The sequence below is a fragment of the Nibrella saemangeumensis genome (assembly GCF_039541915.1).
Classification (GTDB): Bacteria; Bacteroidota; Bacteroidia; order Cytophagales; family Spirosomataceae; genus Nibrella; species Nibrella saemangeumensis.
The window spans coordinates 1-22,536 of the sequence record NZ_BAABHD010000026.1; the positions used below are offsets into that span (position 1 = coordinate 1).

5 protein-coding genes are annotated in these 22,536 nt (G+C 53.4%); 1 reads left to right on the forward strand and 4 read right to left on the reverse strand.

Going from position 1 to position 22,536, the window contains the following annotated elements:
• The 4 genes from ABD949_RS11650 to ABD949_RS11665 all read right to left on the reverse strand — a co-directional run.
• Positions 1–804, reverse strand: an 804-nt coding sequence (locus ABD949_RS11650; protein WP_425576745.1) for an Ig-like domain-containing protein, incomplete at its 3' end; no start/stop codon positions are given.
• A gap of 26 nt (positions 805–830) precedes the next feature.
• Positions 831–16,370 carry an Ig-like domain-containing protein gene (locus tag ABD949_RS11655; RefSeq protein WP_345243629.1) on the reverse strand — a complete coding sequence of 5,180 codons (15,540 nt, stop codon included), beginning with the start codon at positions 16,368–16,370 and terminating at the stop codon, positions 831–833.
• 988 nt (positions 16,371–17,358) lie between these two features.
• The gene (locus ABD949_RS11660; RefSeq protein WP_345243631.1) at positions 17,359–18,225 is read right to left on the reverse strand and encodes a glycerophosphodiester phosphodiesterase family protein; all 867 of its coding nucleotides are present in this window, start codon (positions 18,223–18,225) and stop codon (positions 17,359–17,361) included.
• A 37-nt stretch (positions 18,226–18,262) separates the two neighbouring features.
• Positions 18,263–21,115 (reverse strand): leucine--tRNA ligase, encoded by a 2,853-nt coding sequence (locus ABD949_RS11665; protein WP_345243633.1) that lies wholly within the window; start codon positions 21,113–21,115, stop codon positions 18,263–18,265.
• Between the two features lie 170 nt (positions 21,116–21,285).
• Between ABD949_RS11665 and ABD949_RS11670 the strand changes: the two genes are divergently transcribed.
• Positions 21,286–22,458, forward strand: coding sequence for a S8 family peptidase (locus ABD949_RS11670; protein ID WP_345243635.1), 1,173 nt, complete (start codon positions 21,286–21,288; stop codon positions 22,456–22,458).
• Positions 22,459–22,536: the final 78 nt, after the last annotated feature.

Genomic DNA, 22,536 nt, shown 5'->3' on the forward strand with positions numbered 1-22,536 from the left:
TGATCCGGCAAAGCCTGCAGCTGGCGTAAACGTCAGCGTCCCATCCGGGTTGATCACCGCCGTGCCGTTGGCAGGCTGCGAGAGGATCTGGGGCAGGGTCACCGTGGCCAGACTAGCCGGTACGGTACCGTTGCGGTCGGCATCATTGGCCAGTACATTGACCGTGGTGGGCTGGTTAAAGGTCACCGCCACTACATCCGGATTGGCCACTGGTGCCGCACTGCCTATGTTCACCACCACCAGGGCCGTGTCACACAAAGCCGGGTTGACCACATCACAGATGCGGTAGATGAAGCTATCCTGCCCGGCAAAGCCACTGTTGGGTGTGTAGGTGATAGAGCCATCCGCGTTGAGGGTCAGGCTGCCACTGTCCGGCTGATCCACTATCACCGGTGCGGTGACATTGGTCAGGCTGGCAGGCTGGTTGCCACGGGCCTCATCGTTGAGCAGCACCGGAATCTGAACGGCTGTGTTGAGCGCCGTCACATAGTTGTCGCGGTTAGCCTCCGGCACTACCGTGCCTACGTTGATGACCACCAGGGCCGAATCGCACAACAGCGTGTTGACCCGGTCGCAGATGCGGTAGATCAGCGTATCGCTACCGGCAAAGCCTGCGTTCGGCGTGTAGGTGATGCTGCCGGTGCTGTTAACCACGGCGGTGCCGTTGTCAGGCTGCTGGGTGATCAGCGGAGCGGTCACATTGGTCAGGCTGGCGGGCAGCCCACCCCGGGCCGCATCGTTAACCAATACGGGGATGGTCACCTCCTGCGCAAAAGCCGTGCTAGCATCGTCACGGTTAGCCACCGGCGGTACTGACGGTACCGTGAAAATCACCTGTNCGCAAAACCAGGTGCCGGCGTGAAAGTAATCGTGCCATCAGCGTTCACTACCGCTGTGCCGTTGTTGGGCTGATCCACAATGGTCGGGGCCGTCACATTGGTCAGCGAAGCAGGCTGGCCGTTGCCGCCTAAGTCGTTAGTCAATACACTGACCGTTACTGGCTGGCCAAATACGCCCGTTACCTGATCCGCCACCGGCTGCGGAGCCGGGGCATTACCCACGTTGATTCGCACCAGCGCCGTATCACACAGAGCCGTGTTGACCACATCACAGATGCTATACACAAACTGATCGTTGCCCGTGAAAGTGTCATTGGCGTTGTAGGTAATGCTGCCGTCGGCGTTCACCGTCACCACGCCCCCTATGGGCTGGCTGATGATGGTGGGAACCGTAACGTTCGTTAAAGAAGCCGGGGCCCCATTGCGATCGGCATCATTGGTCAGCACCGTCAGCGTCTGCGTCTGGTTGAAGCCCAACGTATACTGATCCGCATTGGCCAGCGGTGCCTGGCTGCCCACGTTGATGATCACCCGGGCCGTGTCGCACAGGCTGGTGTTGACCACATCACAAAGCTGGTAGACCAGTGTATCTCTACCGGCAAAGCCGGGTGCCGGGGTGTAGCTGATAGAACCATTAGCCGCTACGACTGCCGTGCCGTTGTTAGGCTGATCCAGGATCTGGGGCAGTGTTACCGTGGCCAGCGTAGCGGGTGCACTATTGCGGTTGAGGTCATTACCTAACACGCCTATACTTACCGTTGTGTTGAAAGTGGCTGTCACCAGATCCGGATTGGCGGTCGGAGCCGCGCTGCCTATGTTGACCACCACCAGGGCCGTGTCACACAGACTGGTGTTGACCACATCACAAATGCGGTAGACGAAGCTGTCCTGCCCGGCAAAACCACTGTTGGGCGTGTAGGTGATGGAGCCATCCGCGTTGAGGGTCAGGCTGCCACTGTCAGGCTGATCCACAATCACCGGCGCGGTGACGTTGGTCAGGCTGGCAGGCTGATTGCTTCTAGCCTCATCATTGAGCAGCACCGGGATCTGCACGGCTGTGTTGAGGGCGGTCACATAGTTATCGCGGTTAGCCTCCGGTACCACCGTGCCTACGTTGATGACCACCAGGGCCGAATCGCACAAGAGCGTGTTGACCTGGTCACAGATGCGGTAGATCAGCGTATCGCTACCGGCAAAGCCTGCGTTCGGCGTATAAGTAATCGAACCGGTTGAGTTGACCACCACCGTACCGTTGCTGGGCTGATCCACAATCAGCGGAGCCGTGACATTGGTCAGGCTGGCGGGCAGTCCACCCCGGGCGGCATCGTTGATCAGCACGGGGATGGTCACCGGCTGGGCAAAGGCCGTGTTGGCATCATCGCGGTTAGCCACCGGCGGTGCGGAAGGCACATTGATGATCACCCGAGCGGTGTCACACACATTCGGACTGATCACCGAGCAGATGCGGTAGACCAGCGTGTCACTGCCGGCAAAGCCTGGTGCCGGCGTAAACGTTAGCGTTCCATCGGGGTTGATCACCGCCGTGCCGTTGTTGGGCGCATCGACAATGGTCGGTGCCGTCACATTAGTCAGCGTAGCGGGCTGGCCGTTACCAGCCAGGTCATTGTTCAGCAGACTCACCGTCACGGGCTGGCCCAGCACACCCGTCACAACATCCTGCTGGGCGCTCGGAGCCGGAGCATTACCCACGTTGATTCGCACCAGCGCGGTATCACAGAGAGCCGTGTTGACCACATCACAGATGCTATACACAAACTGATCAGCTCCCGTGAAAGTGTCATTGGCGTTGTAGGTAATGCTGCCGTCGGCGTTCACCGTCACCACGCCCCCTATGGGCTGACTGATAATGGTGGGCAGTGTCACGCTGCTCAGCGAAGCCGGTGCACCCGTGCGATCGGCATCGTTGGCCAATACCGTCAGGGCCAGTGTCTGGTTGAAGCCCAGCGTGTAACTGTCGGGATTGGCCACTGGACGGGCACTGCCTACGTTGATAACTACCCGGGCGGTGTCGCAGAGAGCGGTGTTAACCACATCACACAGCTGATACACCAGCGTGTCTGATCCGGCAAAGCCCATAGTTGGGGTATAGCTGATAGAGCCATCAGCCGCTACCACCGCCGTGCCGTTGTTGGGCTGATCCAGAATCTGGGGCAGTGTTACCGTAGCCAGACTGGCCGGTGCCCCGTTGCGGTTCAGGTCGTTGGCCAGCACCCCAATGCTCAGCGTGGTATTGAACGATGTGCTCGCCAGATCCGGGTTGGCCACTGGTGCGGCACTGCCTACGTTGACTACCACCAGGGCCGTGTCACACAGGGCCGTGTTGACCACATCACAGATGCGGTAGATGAAGCTGTCCTGACCGGCAAAGCCGCTGCTGGGCGTGTAGGTGATGGAGCCATCCGCGTTGAGGGTCAAACTACCGCTGTCAGGCTGATCCACAATCACCGGCGCGGTGACATTGGTCAGGCTGGCGGGCAGACCTCCTCTGGCTTCATCATTGAGCAGGACCGGGATCTGCACGGCCGTGTTGAGCGCGGTCACGTAGTTATCCCGGTTAGCCTCCGGTACCACCGTACCCACGTTGATCACCAGCAGAGCAGAGTCACACAAGCTGGTGTTAACCAGATCACAGATGCGATAGAACAACGTGTCACTGCCGGCGAAGTTGGCATCCGGTGTATACGTGATAGTACCCGTAGAGTTCACTACGGCCGTGCCGTTATCCGGACCCTCCACAATGATGGGCAGCGTCACCGTACTTAAACTGGCTGGTCTGCCGGCCCGGTCGGTGTCGTTACCTAGTACGATAAGAGTCACCGGCTGCCGGAAGGCAGTAGTGGCATCATCGCGATTCGCCACCGGCGGTGCCGACGGTACATTGATGATTACCCTAGCCGTATCACACACACTTGGACTGATAACCGAGCAGATGCGGTAGACTAAGGTATCAGAGCCCGCAAAACCTACGGCTGGTGTAAACGTCAGAGTACCATCTGGATTGATGACTGCCGTACCATTGTCTGGTCCACTCACCAGCACTGGAGCCGTAACGTTGGTGAGGCTAGCGGGCTGTCCGTTGCCAGCCTGATCATTGCCCAGCAGAGCCACAGTCACTGGTTGACCCAGCACACCCGTGACTACATCCTGCTGCGCCAATGGTGCCGGAGCATTGCCCACATTGATCCGGACCACAGCTGTGTCACACAGGCTGGTGTTGACTACATCACAGATGCGGTAGACGAACTGATCAGTTCCGGTGAAGGTGTTGTTGGCGTTGTAGGTAATCGTGCCGTCTGCATTCACTATTACCGTGCCACCTGTTGGCGGGCTGATGATCGTCGGTAGAGTCACATTAGTCAGATCAGCTGGAGCACCATTACGATCTGCATCATTGGCCAGCACATTCAGCGCCAACGTTTGGTTGAAGCCCAGCGTGAAGCTATCCGCATTAGCCACGGCCGGAGCACTGCCTACGTTGATGATTACCCGAGCGGTGTCACACAAGCTGGTGTTGATGCGATCACAGATCTGGTAAACCAATGTGTCAGAGCCGGCAAAGCCCTGATTGGGTGTAAAGCTGATGGTGCCGTTAGCCGCTACCACCGCTGTACCGTTGGTGGGCTGATCCAGGATCTGAGGAGCCGTTACACTGCTTAGGCTAGCCGGTATGTTGCCCGTCCGGTCGGCATCATTTTGAAGCACATTGATGCTCAGGGTGGTGTTGAAGGCAGTGGTAACCACATCCTGATTAGCCCGTGGTGCCTGCGACCCTACGTTTACTACCACCAGAGCCGTATCACACAAGCTGGTGGTGCCTACATCACAGATGCGGTAGATGAACTGGTCGGCACCCGCAAAACCTGTGTTGGGGGTATATGTAATAGTGCCATTCGCATTAATGGTCAGACTACCGCTATTGGGCTGATCCACAATAACGGGTGCCGTTACATTGGTCAGGCTGGCGGGCAGCCCCCCTCTAGCCTGGTCATTCAACAGCACTGGAATCTGAACAGGTGCATTGAAGGTAGTCGTGTAATTATCCCGGTTGGCTACTGGTGCCACACTGCCTACGTTGAAGACCACCAAGGCCGAGTCACACAAGAGGGTGTTGACTACATCGCAAATGCGGTAGAACAGCGTATCATTGCCGGCAAAACCTGCTTTTGGTGTATAAGTAATTGATCCTGTGCTGTTGACCACGGCTGTACCATTATCTGGTCCCTCTACAATAATGGGTAGGGTTACCGTCGACAGACTTGCTGGTCTTCCGGCGCGGTCGGTGTCGTTGTTCAAAATAGGCACCGTCACCGACTGCTGGAAGGCTGTAGTGGCGTTGTCACGATTAGCCGTTGGTGGTGCCGATGGTACGTTGATGATCACCCTGGCCGTGTCACACACGCTCGGGCTAATAACCGAGCAGATGCGGTAGACTAAGGTGTCAGAGCCCGCAAAACCTACGGCCGGTGTAAACGTAAGGGTACCATCCGGGTTGATGACAGCTGTACCGTTATCTGGTCCACTCACCAGCACTGGAGCTGTCACGTTGGTCAGGCTGGCGGGCTGGCCGTTACCAGCCAGGTCATTATTCAGTACTGCTACTGTGACGGGCTGGCCCAGCACACCCGTCACAACATCCTGCTGGGCGCTCGGGGCCGGGGCATTGCCCACGTTGATTCGCACCAGAGCCGTATCACAAAGAGCCGTATTGACCACATCACAGATGCTATATACAAACTGGTCAGTGCCCGTGAAAGTGTTGTTAGCATTGTAGGTGATGGTGCCGTCAGCGTTCACCGTCAGCACGCCCCCTGTGGGCTGACTAATGATAGTGTGCAGGGTCACACTCGTCAGTGAAGCGGGTGCACCCGTACGATCCGTGTCGTTGGTCAGCACCGTCAGGGCCAGCGTCTGGTTGAAGCCCAGCGTGTAGCTGTCAGGATTGGCTACCGGCGGGGCACTGCCTACGTTGAAGGTCACTCTGGCCGTATCACACAGACTGGTGTTGATGCGGTCACAGATCTGATACACCAGCGTGGTGGTACCGGCAAAACCAGCAGTCGGCGTGAAGGTGATGCTTCCATTAGCATTCACCACGGCTGTGCCGTTGTCAGGCTGATCCAGAATCAGCGGGGCAGTCACGCTGGTCAGTGAGGCCGGTATGTTGCCCGTGCGGTCGGCATCATTGGCTAGCACATTGACCGTGGTGGGCTGGTTGAACACTACCGTTGCAACATCGGCATTGGCCCGGGGAGCCTGTGAGCCTACATTGACTACCACCAGGGCCGTGTCACACAGGGCCGTGTTGGCTACATCACAGATGCGGTAGATAAAGCTGTCAGCACCGGCAAAGCCTGTATTCGGTGTGTAGGTGATGCTGCCATCAGCATTTACTACTACACTACCGTTGGTAGGTTGTGTGCTCATAACCGGGACTGTCACATTAGTTGTGTTAGCCGGTTGACCTGCCCGGTTGACGTCGTTTAGCAGCACCGGGATCTGAACCGCCATGTTGAAGGCGGTCGTATAATTATCACGGTTAGCTGTCGGAGCCACCGAGCCTACATTAAATACAACCAGTGCTGTATCACATAGGCTGGTATTGACCACATCGCAGATGCGGTAAATCAAACTGTCACTACCGGCAAAGCCTGCATTGGGTGTGTAGGTGATACTACCGGTGCTGTTCACTACGGCCGTACCATTGCTGGGCTGACTGCTGATAAATGGAGCTGTCACATTAGTCAGGCTGGCTGGTTGGTTAGCCTTATCCCTATCGTTCGTCAGCACCGGTACGGTTACCGGCTGGTTAAACGCCGTTGTAACATTATCCCGGTTGGCTACGGGCGGTGCCGATTGTACATTAAATACGACAATGGCCGTATCACAGAAAGTCGGATCAGTTACATCACAGATTCGGTAGGTTAACGTATCGCTACCGGCAAAGGTATCGTTCGGATTGTAGGTTACTGACCCATCTGGGTTAATAACGGCAGTTCCGTTTCTTGGCTGGCTGACAATGACCGGTGCAGAAACATTGGTTAGATTAGCTTGCTGTCCTGACCGGTTCAGGTCATTGCTTAGCACCTGTACTGTTACGTTCTGATTAAACGGTGTAGATGCCTGATCGGCAGTTGCTATCGGAGCCGACGAAGTTACCGATATTATTACCCGTGCTGTATCGCAAAGTGCCTGATTGGTTATGTCACAGATTCGGTACAATAATGTATCCAAACCCGCAAATCCTGTCTCTGGTATATATAGGATATTACCACTGCTATTTACCGTTGCGGTACCATTAGCCGGTTGCCGAACAATAACGGGCAACGTAACGGTAGCAAGATTAGCTATCTCTCCCCTACGGTTCACGTCGTTATCCAGTACGGAAATAAATAGCTGTTGGTTGAATGGCGTGGTGGCATTGTCGTCTATGGCAGTTGGCGCAATACTTCCAACCGTTATGGTTACGCGAGCTGTATCGCACAGATTAGTGTTAACCACATCGCAAATCCGATAAATCAGTGTATCACCACCGGCAAAACCAGCGTTTGGTGTGTACGTCAGGATCACCAGATCGTTCTGTACCGTTATTGATGCGGTACCATTTTTCGGCTGTTGGGTAATGGTTGGGAACGTAACGTTGGTGGTATTAGCCCCATTCTGACTACGGTCAACGTCATTACTAAAAATGCCTATCTGAACACTCTGATTAAACGCGGTAGTTGCCTGATCCTCCGTAGCCAGAGGAGCCGAAGAACCGACGTTAATATTGATAAAGGCCGTATCACAAACTGTAGGATTGTTGACGTCACATATGCGGTAGCTGAATACGGTTCCTCCCGCAAAACCCGTCGTTGGCGTAAACGTGATTGTTCCATTCGGATTGAGCACTACGGTACCAGCTCCATCTGACGGCTGACCAATCAGCGATATTAACACGGTAGAGGTTGTGGCTGGTTGACTACCGCAATTATCAATATCATTTGCCAGAATATTTACGGTGGTGGCGGTGTTGAAGTTGGTAGACGACACATCTGCTGACGCAATCAATGAATTAGACAGAACTGTAATCGTAAACGTCTGCTCTGGGCCAGCACATCCTCCACTACCGGTTGCGGTTACCGTAACGGTAGTTGTCAGTGGCAAACTTGTGGCATTCGTAGCTCTGAAGGACGGAATACCTCCAGTTCCAATTTCAGTAAAGCCAATGTTTGTTGAACTAGTATAACTGAATGTTGCTCCGGCAACGGGGCTGGCAAAAGCAATTGGTGCACTATTTTGCCCGTTGCAGATCGTCAGGTTGCTGACCGGATTAACCGTAGGTGTTGGATTAACAGTGATAGTCGATACCTCGACCGGACCAGGACAGCCATTGGCCGTGGCCTGCACGGCTAATGTTATGGTAATTGGTGCGGTTGTGGTATTCGATGCGACAAATGTTGGTATCGCACCGGTTCCAGTTGTGGCAAAACCCACATTCCCAGATGCCGTGTAGCTGAACGTTGCGCCAACGGTAGCACTATTAAATGGAATAGCCGGTACTGTTTGCCCATTACAGACTACAAAATTTTCCAGAGGATTAACTGTCGGTTGCGGATTAACCGTTATCGTAAACGTTTGCGCCGGGCCTTGGCAACCGTTGGTCGTGGCCTGCACAGTTATCGTAGCTGTCAAAGGAGAAGTTCCTTCGTTGCTGGCGATAAAGCCGGGAATATTACCGGTACCACTGGTTCCAAATCCAACATCAACCGAGCTGGTATAATTAATAACCGCGCCGGGCGTCGAGCTGGTGAACGGAATACTCAGCGCGACCGCATTCTCGCAGTACGTCAGGCTGGTAACAGGAGCAATAGTCGGACTGGGATTAATCGTTATTGTAGAGGTTTGCGCTGGACCAGGGCAGCCATTGGCCGTTGCTTCAACCGTAAGCGTTACCGTAATCGGTGCAGAGGTATTATTGACTGCTGTATAAGCACCAATATCACCTGTGCCGCTGGTTCCGAAACCGACGTTACCCGACACTGTATAGCTGAATGTGGCACCGGCCGTCGGGCTGCTGAAGGTAATGGCAGGAGCTGTAGCACCATTACACACCACGAAATTCGGAACCTGTGCAACCTGCGGACTGGGGTTGATAGTGATGACAAACGTCTGCGCCGGTCCATCACATCCACCTGTCGAGGCAACCACAGTTACCGTTGTGGTAACTGGAGCCGATGAATTATTAGTCGCAACAAATGAAGGGATACTACCCGTTCCGACAACGCCAAAGCCAACGTTATTGCTGCTGGTGTACCGGATGGTTGCACCAGCCGTCGGACTGCTAAATGGTATAGCGGGTACTGTAGTCCCGCTACATACCACAATGTCGGCAACATCATTGACCGTTGGGCTCGGCTCTATGGTAAAGGTAAAGGTCTGAGGAGGTCCCTGGCAACCGTTGGCCGTGGCAATGACAGTAACCGTTGTAGTAATCGGTGCCGCCGTGTTGTTGACGGCAACAAACGAAGCCAGATCTCCTGTACCGCTCAGGCCAAAACCCACATTACTGCTGCTGGTAAAAGCAAATGTAGCACCCGGGGTCGGGCTGCTAAAGGCGATCGGCAGCGTAGTAGCGCCGTTGCAGTAGGTGAAGTTATTAACTGCGTTTACAACCGGGCCTGGATTTACGGTAATGCTGAAGGACTGAGCCGATCCCGCACAACCCTGAGACGTGGCGGTTACTGTAATAGTAGCCACCAGCGGGGTAGCACCTGAATTATCAGCGGTGAAGGCTGGAATATTACCAACGCCCGTCGTACCGAAGCCAATGTCAACTGAACTCGTATACTGGTACGTAGCGCCAGCTACCGGGCTGCCAAAAACAATAGTCGATACAGGTGCGCCATTACAAACTATGCTATTGGGTACCGTATTGACCGTCGGGCTGGGTTCCACAGTAATGGTGAACACCTCAGCCGGACCTGGACAACCGTTGGCCGTCGCCGTAACGGTTACCGTCGTTGTTACTGGAGATGTACTGGTATTTACGGCTGTAAAAGATGGGATGCCGGTCGTGCCTGATAAGCCAAATCCTACATTACTGCTGCTTGTGAAGGCAAACGTAGCGCCGGGTGTCAAACTGTTGAAGGCAATAGCCGGGTTCGTCACTCCGTTACACAACGTCAGGCTGTTAATCGGATTAACTACCGGGCTCGGATTAACCGTAATGGTAAACGTCTGCGCCGGTCCCGCACAACCATTGGCAATAGCCACAACGGTTATCGTAGTAGTGACTGGGGTAGTGCCATTATTAACGGCGACAAATGAAGCAATGTCTCCGATGCCTGATGTCCCGAAGCCAACATTGGTAGTGCTGGTGTAGCTAAAGGTAGCACCGGCCGTAGGACTGGTAAAGTTAATACCCGCAGCCGTTGCCCCATTACATACAATCAGGTTACCAACCGGATTCACCGCCGGACTTGGATTCACTGTGATGGTAAACGTTTCGGCCGGTCCCTGGCAGCCATTTACAGTAGCAATCACAGTTACCGTAGTTGTCACCGGTGTTGAACCAGCGTTAAGAGCCGTAAAGGCAGCAATATTACCCGTTCCAGTTGTGCCAAAGCCTACGTTTGTCGAACTGGTATAGCTAAAGGTAGCGCCGGCAACCGGGCTGGTAAAGACGATTGGTGAAGCAGTAGCTCCGGCACAAACCGCTACATCCGTAATTTGATTCACCGTTGCAGTCGGAATAACTGTAACGGTGAACGTTTGTGCGGCCCCCTGGCAGTCGCTGGCCTGAGCCGAGGCCGTAATTGTTGCCGTTATGGGAGCCGTTGTGTTGTTCAGCGCGGTGAAAGCACCTATACTCCCTGTACCGGTCGTGCCAAAGCCTACGTTTGACGAACTGGTATAGTTAATAATTGTACCCGGAGTGGCACTAGTCAGGTTGATACCAGCGACTGGTGCACCATTACAAACGGTAATGTTGCTGACGGGGCTGATGACCGGGCTTGGGTTTACCGTAAGGGTAAAGGTCTGGGCTGGTCCTTGGCAGCCATCAATAGAAGCTATCACCGTAACAGTAGCCGTTATTGGATTAGCTGTATTATTGATAGCTGTAAATGCCCCAATGTTACCAGTACCAGATGTACCAAAGCCGATATTGGCAGTCGACGTATAGTTCAGGGTGGCTCCGGCTGTCGGACTGGTCAGCGGTATAGCCGGTACTGTTTCGCCGTTACATACCGTCTGGCTTACCACGACATTTACGGTCGGTGTCGGATTCACGGTCACGTTGAATGTACGGGTTGGACCAGCACATCCATTGGCTACCGCCTGGACAGTTACTGTTGCCGTTACCGGATCAGTGGTCGTATTCGCTGCGGTATAAGGCGCAATATTGCCGGTGCCGGCCGTGCCGAACCCAACATCAATGGAGCTGGCATAGTTGAAGGTCGTACCACCCGTCGAACTGGTAAAGTTGATAGCGGTAGCCGGTGCTCCATTACAATAGGTATAGCTGCTGATCGGGTTAACCGTTGCATTCTCTACCGCCGGGCTTGGATTCACCGTAATCACAAACGTACGCGCCGGACCAGGGCAACCGTTGGCTGAGCCTGTCACCGTCACTGTTGTGGTGATCGGCGACGATGTGTTATTGGTAGCCGTGAATGCAGGAAGGCCGGTTACGTTGTTGCCGCTGATAGCAAAACCAATGTTATTGCTCGCCGTATAGCTGAACGAAGTTCCGGCGGTTTCGCTGCTGAACGGAATCGCCGATACGGGTGATCCACTACAGACGGTCTGGCTCAGAATCGTATTGACAATTGGTGTAGGGTTTACCGTAATGGTGAACGTCCGTTCCGGACCGAGACAGCCGTTAGCCGATGCTTGTACAGTTACTGTGGCCGTTACCGGATCCGATGTTGTATTGACCGCTGTAAACTGATTGATATTACCAGTACCCGCCGTCCCAAAACCTACGTTGCTGGATACCGTATATATATAGGTAGCGCCGGGTGTCGAACTGCTGAAATTAATCGGTCCAGCCTGGGCTCCGTTACACACGATTACGTTGCTCACGGCATTAACCGTCGGCCCAGGATTTACCGTAATGGTAAAGGTCTGCGCCGGACCCTGACAACCATTGGCAGTGGCTATTACCGTTACTGTCGTTGTAATCGGCGTAGATCCGTTGTTCACCGCCGTGAACGATTCTATACCTCCGATACCCGTCGTGCCAAATCCTACATTATTGGTTGCGGTGTAACTGAAGGTAGTGCCTGCGGTTGGGCTACCAAAGTTGATGGCCGGTACCGTTTGTCCGGCACACACCACTATATTATTAACGGTATTGACAGTTGGGCGGGGATTAACAGTTACCGTGAACGTCAAGGTTGATCCCTGACAACCATTGGCAGTGGCCGCTACAGTAACGGTGGCCGTGATCGGAGCTGATGTATTATTGATCGCCGTAAAGGCACCAATGTTCCCGCTACCCGTTGTGCCAAAGCCTACGTTTGTGCTACTGGTATAACTAAAGGTAGCGCCAGCCGTCGGGCTGCTGAAGTTGATGGCCGCTCCCGTTTCACCAGCGCAGTACACGGCACCACTTACGGCATTAACCGTTGGGCTCGGATTTACTGTGATTACAAACGATTGCGACGGGCCGCTGCATCCGTTGGCGCTGGCGGTTACCGTCACCGTCGTTGTAATAGGTGCCGATGTATTATTGACCGCAATAAACGACCCAATATTACCCACACCAGCGGTGCCAAAACCGATATCGGTGGTGCTGCTGTACGTAAAGGTGGCTCCGGCCGTCGGGCTGCTGAAGTTGATGGCCGATGCTGACTGACCGTTACAAACCGTTATGTTACTGACAGCGTTGACTGTAGGCGAAGGGCTAATCGTTAGTGTAAACGTCTGCGCCGGTCCCTGACAACCATTGGCAGAGGCCCGCACCGTTATGGTTGTGGTAATTGGTGTCGCCGTATTGTTGGTGGCGGTAAAGGCGGGTATACTGCCCGTACCGGTCGTGCCAAAGCCTACATTTATACTGCTGGTATAACTAAAGGTAGCTCCGGTAACCGCGCTGACAAAGTTAATTGCCGGAATGGTGGTCCCATTGCAATAGGTAGCACTCGTAACCGGGTTGATAGTTGGACTAGGGTTTACCGTGATATTGAAGGTCTGCACCGGCCCGGCGCAGCCGTTCGCAATCGCCTGCACCGATACCGTTACTATCAGCGGTGTCGACCCTGTGTTATCGGCGGTAAAAGCGGGAATGTTTCCGGTACCAGCGCTTCCAAAACCAATATCAACCGAACTGGTGTAGCTATAGGTAGCGCCGACAGTCGGGCTGCCGAAGGTGAAGCCCGGAGTTGCCTGTCCGCTACAGTAAGTAACACTGCTGACGGCATTGACTGTGGGAGAAGGATTCACCGTTACCGTAAAGGTAGAGGCTGGCCCCTGACAGCCGTTAGCGGTTGCCCGCACCGTCACCGTGGTGGTTACTGGAGTCGTCCCAGAATTGGTGGCCGTAAAGGCTGGAATACTGGTTACATTGGTGCCGGTAGTGGCAAAGCCGACATTGTTGGTAGCGGTATAGCTGAACACTGCCCCTGGTGTGGCACTGGCAAACGGTATAGCCGGGGCTGATGCACCATTACAATAAGTAACACTGTTGATGTTGCTAACCGTCGGTGTTGGGTTTACCGTAATGGTGAAGGTCTGCACGGGGCCGGGGCAACCGTTGGCCGTAGCCTGCACCGTCACGGTAGATACCAGGGGAGTAGAGCCGGTGTTGGTAGCGGTAAAGGCCGGTATATTGCCCGTACCATTGGTGGTAAAGCCTACATTGACCGAACTAGTATAACTAAAAGTAGCTCCTGCCGTCGGACTCCCGAAGGTGATACCCGTTGCAGATGCTCCATTACAATAGGTAACACTGCTGACCGCATTGACCGTCGGGCTGGGATTGACCGTCAGCACAAAACTGGTAGCCGGCCCCAGACAGCCGTTGGCGGTAGCCCGAACCGTTACCGTAGTACTGACCGGGGTAGTACCCGTATTGGCCGCGGTAAAGGCGGGTATACTAGTTACGCCGGAACCCGTTGTACCAAAGCCGATGTTGGTGGTACTGGTATAACTGAAGGTAGTTCCGGGCGTTGGACTACTAAGGGGAATTCCCGACACGGTCGCACCGGCACAGTAAGTGGTATTGTTTACTGTGCTGACTGTAGGTATAGGGTTGACCGTAACCGTGAAGGTTTGTATGGGTCCCGGACAGCCATTGGCGGTTGCCCGTACAGACACCGTGGCTACGATAGGCGATGAACCGGTGTTGGTTGCCGTAAAGGCAGGAATATTACCCGTACCATTGGTCGCAAATCCCACGTTGACCGAGCTGGTATAACTAAAGGTAGCTCCCGCCGTTGGACTCCCGAAAGTAAATCCGGGTGCTGCGGTGCCGGCACAGTAGGAGACGCTACTTACCGGGTTTACAGTTGGGGCGGGATTTACCGTAATCGTGAAAGTTTGCGCCGGGCCCTGACAACCATTAGCCGTAGCCCGTACCGTCACGGTGGTGGTAATCGGCGCCGTTGTCGAATTAGACGCTACAAATGACGCTATATTGCCTGTACCTGTAGTACCAAAACCAATGTTGGTCGAGCTGGTATAGCTAAAGGTAGCGCCGGCAACCGGACTACTCAAATTTATGGCTCCTACGGTTGCCCCATCACAAACCGTTTGATTATTGATGGAACTGACTGTAGGGCTGGGGAAGACCGTATAGGTAAAGGAGGTAGGCGTCCCGGTACACCCATTAAGTACCGGGGTAACGGTTATGGTCGCCCTCTGAGTAGTCGTTCCGGTATTTAGGGCCGTAAAGGAAGGTATATTCCCCGACCCACTGGCCGCAAGCCCTATTGATGGATTGGAGTTGGTCCAATTATACGTAGTACCAACCTGAGAACCCGTAAAGGTGACAGCTGCCGTAGGTGAACCATTGCACACCGATTGACTGGCAACGGCATTAACCGTTGGTATCGGTATGGAGGTAAGTCTAATTGTATCCGTCGCTAAAACAGTAGCACAACCGGGGTAGATTCGCCCCTGGGTAATATAGGTTCCGGGAGAAGCCACTGTTATCTGGTTACCCTGTGTTCCCGTTATGATCCCACCGTCGGTTGAAAATGTATTATATAGGATGATCTCACTCTCCGCATTTTCTATGGTTTGAGCCGTTAACACGTACGGAAACTGATTGGCGCAAAGAGCCAAAGTTGGCGGGCCAAAGTCTGTACCAACAGCGGGGAAACCGATGAAGTCAGCAGGGCCTACAAAGTCGATGAGTGAGGATGTGAATGAACCGGAAGCCCGGGTCTTTGCAAAAAACTTCCGGAAGGCCGGCGCACAGGGATCAACACCGGCCGCAGTTGAGGTAGCTGGATCAATACCCAAGGCACTCAGGTTGAGAGAAAATTCGAGTAACTGCGTTGGCAGATACTGATCTGTAAATACCGCATTTTGTCCGAAATACCCCCACGGGGCGGCCTCCGTGGCAACCGGGTTTACAGCACCTGAAAAAAAAGCTGTTCCGGAGGTTCTCGGAACAATACTAACATAGCCGAAGGTGGAGTTAACACTTCCACCTTCAACGGGGCCGCTAAAACTAAAGTTAGCGGGTTGAAAACCACTGGCGACAAGCGATCGGGCTACCCAGATCCGAACTTCGAAAGCAAGAATACCTGTGTTATCAAATTCAACAGCGACAATTAAATCACCCGATGAAGCAAGAGTACCGTTTGAGTTAAACGTCCATTGAGTATGCCCCTCCTGAGGGCCTACGTTAGTGAATCTACTTCCAACCCGGGTGATAGCGCTCTGGTACAACTCGAAGTCAAAGTAACGGGAACCTGTCACGTTATCGACAGTAACGCCACCGAGGAGCCACAACGGGGAAGTAACCGTTGACCCATCCCGTCGAGCGTGAACGTACGCATCAATGATGTCATTTTTAGGTGTTACCTGCGAAACCCCAGCCGTCCAGTCGACTGCCGGGTTACTACCATTTTTGTTACTTGTTAAAAAGGCACTGGAGTCTGTTTTGTTATTATCCCGTATATAAAGGCCATCCAGCCAGAGCCGGTTATTAACTACCGTATATATAGGAGTAGACATCCGTTTGGTAAACGTGATGTTCCGGTTGTTGGCTGTGTTCTGATAAAACGCCCGCAAGGCAGCCGTTCCGGTGGTGTCAATAACCCCACGGCCGGTTCCTGGGTAAATGCTCCGATAAAACCAGTCGTCAGTGCCGGCGGCATTAAAGGTACCGTTGATTCGCTGGTTTGCATTTACATCACCCTCCTGACCAAAGTTGGCGATTACGACAGGGTTGTTAACTTGGGCAAAAGCTTTTAAAAGAGATAGAAGTAAAAGTAAGGCGGTAAAAACGCCCCTTCCTACACTCCTATAGGATTTTAGATTAGCCCAAAATTTTTCTGAGACGTATAATTTTTTCATCGGCTCCCGGGATGGTTATACTCCGAGCCTGTTTTCTTGCAAGAAGCATACCAGTGAGGGAGGATATAATCAGTATCTAATTGTGTGGAGCTAAATCTTATTCAATATTTTAGGTCTGTTTTAATACATGCTCAAAGAAAAACCTCTAAGTGGTTGAATTATATAAATTTTACCTCATTTATACACCATTAAGTGACAGGCAGCTATACATGATTAATATCTCATTAAAATGACAGCTTCCAGCCTAAAGGAGCATAGTTTATCTCGTTTACCCGCGCTAAACTCTCTATCATAAAAAATGCCAAACTTCTACTTACCTGCGGAGTTGAGACGGCTTCTATCTGGCGTATAGCTTGTATCGTTAGAGGTAAGAAAAACTGTGATCTCTTTATCAGTCTAATGTTTGTTGTAACCGCGTCTTGCTATCTACCCATTAGAAGGTCAAGCAATTGCTCCTTGTATTAATAATGGCTTAGTATTAGTTTTCCGACACCTTTACTCCTTCTTCCACCTTCACCTTAATGTTAATCTAAATGAAAACACTCCTCCACCGAATAGTCAGTATTACGTTGACTACCCTAGCCGCTTTGTCCTGCACCGCAGAGAAACTCACTCGATGTGCGCAGGGTTGGGTAATCACCGTCAATCCAGTCTCAGGATTTCCCGAAGACCTGACCAATCCATGTCACACCCGATTACTCTTCAGACCTGATGGCACGTATCGACAGGGACCTGCATCCAGCTGTTCTAATCAAAGCTCGGCTTATGAGGGACGTTGGACGTTGGAAGGATGTACTCTCACCGTAACCCGTTCGCTCCTTTCTGTACAAGGTGTAAGTCTAACGTACGAAGTATCCTTTACCGATACAAGTTTAAGTATCTCTCAGGATGTAGGTGCCGGCCGGCGAATCAGTCAAACGTATGGTTGTCTGTAAACTTTTATATCCAAAAGACAAGCCCTGCTCTTGACTTTAGAGCAGGGCTTGTTTTAAAGTTCTACTGCTTTCAGGACTTCCAGCGGCCGGTCGGTTGATAAAATGTCGGCACCGTTCCTGACGAATTCCCTGTATACATAATCGCCTTTCGCCACGGCCTGCTTGTCGAGGTTACCGAGGGTACCCAGAATACAGGCAATGCCTTTGTCATGCAGAAAACGGTATAGTTCAGGATCGGCTTCGCGGGTGCCGATAAAGGCAATCATATTCCGGTCGGAAACACCCAGTTCGCGCAGCCGCTCATAGTCGGCGCGGTTACGAACGTTCACCGAAATCATTAGACTGGGGTCCAGCCGGTAGACTTTGGCTGCATCGATGGCGTTGTAAGTGATCACGGCCGCATAGTCGGCAGCGTTGGTTCGGTGAATCATAGCTACAACCTTATCGAAGGGCACACTCCGCTTTACATCGAGGGTATACAACACCCGGCCTTTCCCCCACCGCAACACCTGTTCCAGTGTTGGTATTTTGTACCGGGTCAGATTACCCTGGTTATCTTCCAGCCGCAGCGTTTTGCAGTAATCCCACGTCACGTCTGAAATTCGGCCGGTGCCGGTAGAGGTACGGTCCAGCTTATCGTCGTGCATCATCATCAGCACACTGTCCCGGGTCAGATTAATATCACACTCGATAATGATCGGTCGTGTCGGCGTACCAATCTTTTCAGCGAGGTAAGCAAAGGACTCGATGCTATTCTCGGGATAGCCCCTATAGTCTCCTCCACCCCGGTGGGCACTGATAAGAGCCTGCCCCGGCTGCGGTTTAAAATAATCCTGAAAGCCGCCATCCGGCACCTTGATTTGCGTCTTTGGTGCACAGGCAGTGGCAGCGAGAAGGAAAAAGAGTAAGAGTTTTTTCATAGGAGAAATAGAACGCGGCCCGGCCGCGTTCCATCAATCATACAACAACATTCACAATCCGCTTCGGCACCACTACCACCTTTTTGGGTGATTTGCCCTCCAGCCACTTCTGCACGGTTTCGTTTGCCAATACCTCCTTCTCAATTTCGGTCGGAGCCCGATCAATGGCAAAGGAGATGGTCGTGCGAACCTTACCGTTAATCTGAATGGGATACTCGAAAGCGTCTTCCACCAGATACTTCTCCTCAAATGTCGGGAAGCTGGTTTGGGTAACCGTACCCGGCTCATTGCCCAGTGCCGCCCACAACTCTTCCGTAATGTGCGGAGCAAACGGCGACAGAAGCACCACCAGATCCTGTAGAATGGCCCGTTTATTACATTTCAGACTCGTCAGTTCATTCACGCAGACCATAAAAGCAGGCACGGTGGTATTGAACGACATAGCTTCAATATCCTCCTGCGTTTTTTTGATGGTCTTGTGCAGACTCTTAAGTTCGGCCGGGGTCGGGGCTTCATCGCTGACAATCCAATTACTTTCGCCGGTACTCGTTTCTTCGTAGAACAGTCGCCAGAACTTCCGAATGAAGCGGTATACACCGTCGATGCCGTTGGTGTTCCAGGGCTTGGCCTGTTCCAGCGGTCCCAGAAACATCTCATACAGGCGCAGCACATCGGCCCCGTAACGCTCCACAATGTCGTCGGGGTTCACCACGTTGTACTTCGACTTCGACATTTTCTCAATCTCCGCTCCGCAGAGGTACTTGCCATCTTCCAGCATAAACTCAGCCGGAATACCATCCGGACTTTCGGTTAAATCAGGTCGTGATTTTCGGAAGGCTTCTATATCCAGAATATCGTTGTTGACGATATTTACGTCGACGTGCAGCGCGGTTACTGCGAGATCAGGCCAGTCGGCGCTCTCCAGCAAACCGGCCGATACAAACACCGGAGCCTTATCCTCGCCCACCGATTCTTTTACCCGGTACACAAAGTTAGACCGTCCCTGAATCATCCCCTGATTCACCAGTTTTTTGAACGGTTCCTCTTCGGGCACATAGCCGCGGTCCTTCAGAAACTTGTTCCAGAACCGACTGTATAGCAGGTGACCCGTTGCGTGTTCGGAGCCGCCAATGTACAAATCCACATCACGCCAGTAATCAACAGCCTCTTTAGAAGCAAATTCATGCTGATTTTGGGGGTCCATGTAGCGGTACCAGTACCAGCTTGAACCGGCCCAGCCGGGCATAGTGCTCAGTTCGTATTCGTACCCGTCTGTATACGTCCAGTTTTCGGCCCGGCCCAGCGGTGGTTCACCGGTTTCGGTCGGCAGGTATTTATCAACCGCCGGTAACTCCAGCGGCAGATCACTTTCGTCGATCAGATAGGGTAACCCTTCTTTGTAATAGACAGGAACTGGCTCACCCCAGTACCGCTGGCGGCTGAAAACGGCATCGCGCAGGCGGTAGTTGGTCTTGGCCTTACCAATTTCTTTTTCTTCCAGAAACTGAATCAGTACCGGAATCGCTTCCTGAAATGTGAGACCGTTAATGATTCCGGAGTTCACATAGCGGCCTTCTTTGGTCGCGTCGGCCTGCGTATCCAAATCTTTCTGCGCATCCAGAATCCGCACGATGGGTAAACCGAAGTACGTGGCAAACGTCCAGTCGCGCTGGTCACCCGACGGGACGGCCATGACGGCCCCGGTACCGTAACCGGCCAGTACGTAATCGGCCAGCCAGATAGGTACCTTCTCGCCGTTAAACGGATTGATAACATAGCTGCCGGTAAAGACACCCGACACCGTTTTTACATCGGCCATCCGGTCCCGCTCCGACCGCAGCTTAGCCGCATTCACGTAGGCTTCCACGGCTTCACGCTGCTCCGGCGTAGTCAGATCCGGTACCAGCTCATGCTCCGGTGCCAGCACCATAAACGTTACGCCGTAAATGGTATCAACGCGGGTGGTGTAGACCTTGATCGTCTCTTTCTTATTTTCAATCTGAAACGTCACCTCCGCTCCTACCGATTTGCCAATCCAGTTGCGCTGCTGCTCTTTCAGCGATTCCGACCAGTCGATCTGGTCCAGCCCCTGCAGCAGCCGGTCGGCATAGGCGGTGATGCGCATCATCCACTGGCGCATTTTCTTCTGCTCTACCGGATAGCCTCCACGCTCCGACACACCATCTTTCACCTCATCGTTGGCCAGGACCGTACCCAGCGCCGGGCACCAGTTCACCACGGCATCGGCCACGTAGGTAAGCCGGTATTTCAGGGTGATCTCGTATTGTTCCCGTTCGCTCATTGCCTTCCACTGCTCAGCGGTAAACATGGGGGTAGCTTCGTCGCAGGGAGCGTTCACCGACTGATTACCGTTCTGCTCAAATTGGGCAATCAGGGTTTCAATAGGTTCGGCTTTCGGTCCGCCGTCACGGTCCGTATCGTTGTTGTACCAGCTCCGGAACAACTCCATAAAGATCCACTGTGTCCACTTGTAGAAGCCGGGGTCCGAGGTGCGAACTTCGCGGCTCCAGTCGTAGCTGAAACCGATGTTCTTCAATTGTTCGATATACCGGGTAATGTTGCGCTCGGTGGTAACAGCCGGATGCTGCCCCGTTTGGATAGCGTACTGCTCGGCCGGCAGGCCAAAGGAATCGAAGCCCATGGGATGCAGCACATTAAAGCCCTTCAGTCGCTTATAGCGCGAGAATATATCGGAGGCAATGTAACCCAGCGGGTGTCCCACGTGCAGCCCCGCGCCCGAAGGGTACGGAAACATATCCAGGACATAATATTTGGGCCGACTGGCGTCAGCCTCCGTTTTGTATGTTTGATTTTTCTCCCAGAAGCGCTGCCAGTCCTGTTCGACTTTGCGGTGGTTGTATTCGGCCATAAGTCTGTTCCTGCGGGCCTTCGGGCACCACAGCAATTTTATAGTTTGTGCAAAAATAGCCGTTCCAAACGACTTTTTGCTGCTTTTCGGTCAACTCCACCTCTTCTCCCGCTCTCCGCACTTTTCCCAGCCACAATTCGTTATTATCCAGCGACTAAAAAGATTAAACATTGCGCTGGAGATCATCATCAGCCACACTCCTGAAGGCAGGACTACTGGCTGGCTTGTTAAGTTGTGAAACTGACCGGGTGGTAGAGCCCGCAAGTGACTGTCTGGTCAAAGCTTCGGACCGGAACGGTCAGGTTATTGCCGGTTCCTATATAGTTACCTACAAACCCGAACAAGCGCTGTCCTCCGCGCCCAATGCCCGCGTTGGCTCCCTGGTAACGCATTTTCTGGCCAAAAACAAGGTAGCGGATACGGAGGCAGACGTGCTTTTTTCGGGCGAACGCACTGCGTTTGTGGCTCACCTGAGCCAGGCCGAAAGTGAACGGCTACGGAACGATCCGTCCGTCGAAATGGTCGAACCCGACCGGGTAGCTTCTATGTGTAGCTGCGTGGATGTGGTAACGCCCACCGCTGTTCCCTGGAACATCCAACTGACCGGATTTGGTCGTGGCGATTACAAGGCACAACTGACCAAAACGGTTTGGGTAATCGACACAGGTATTGATCTGAACCATCCCGACCTGAATGTAGATAAGGAACGCAGCCAGTCGTTTATAACCGGCAAAACCGCCGACGACGAGAATGGTCACGGTACTCACGTAGCCGGCATCATCGGGGCCATCAATAATAACGTTGGCGTCCTGGGTATCGCTTCCGGCGCCAAGCTGGTTTCGCTGCGGGTGCTGGACCAGGTGGGCGAAGGGCGCGTATCGGGCATTATCTCGGCGGTTAGCCATGTCGTGCGCAACGGCAAAGCCGGCGATGTAGTCAATATGAGCTTAGGTGGAGAAGGAACATCGGCTACGCTGGAGCGTCAGATTCAGCAGGCTGCGGATAAAGGTATTTTATTTGCCATTGCCGCCGGTAACGAAGGCGAAGCGATCAAAGCCTCGCCCGCCCGTTTCAACCACCCGAATGTTTTTACCGTGTCGGCAATGGACCGGAATGAGAATTTCGCATCGTTCTCCAACTACGGGCCGGAAGTCGATGTCTGTGCCTTTGGGGTGCGGGTGCAGTCGACCTACAAAGACGGCCGGTACGCCACGCTTTCCGGCACCTCTATGGCAACTCCGCACGTAGCCGGCCTCCTGCTGATTCGCGGCAACAAGATTCCAACGCGGGGTACTGTCAGAAATGACCCCGATGGTCAGCCGGATCCGATAGTCCGGGAGTAAAACCCTCACCGTCTGGTCCTATCTTTTAATCAGCGGAAGCCGATAAAGAATGACTACCTGTGTCCAGACGGTAGCCCG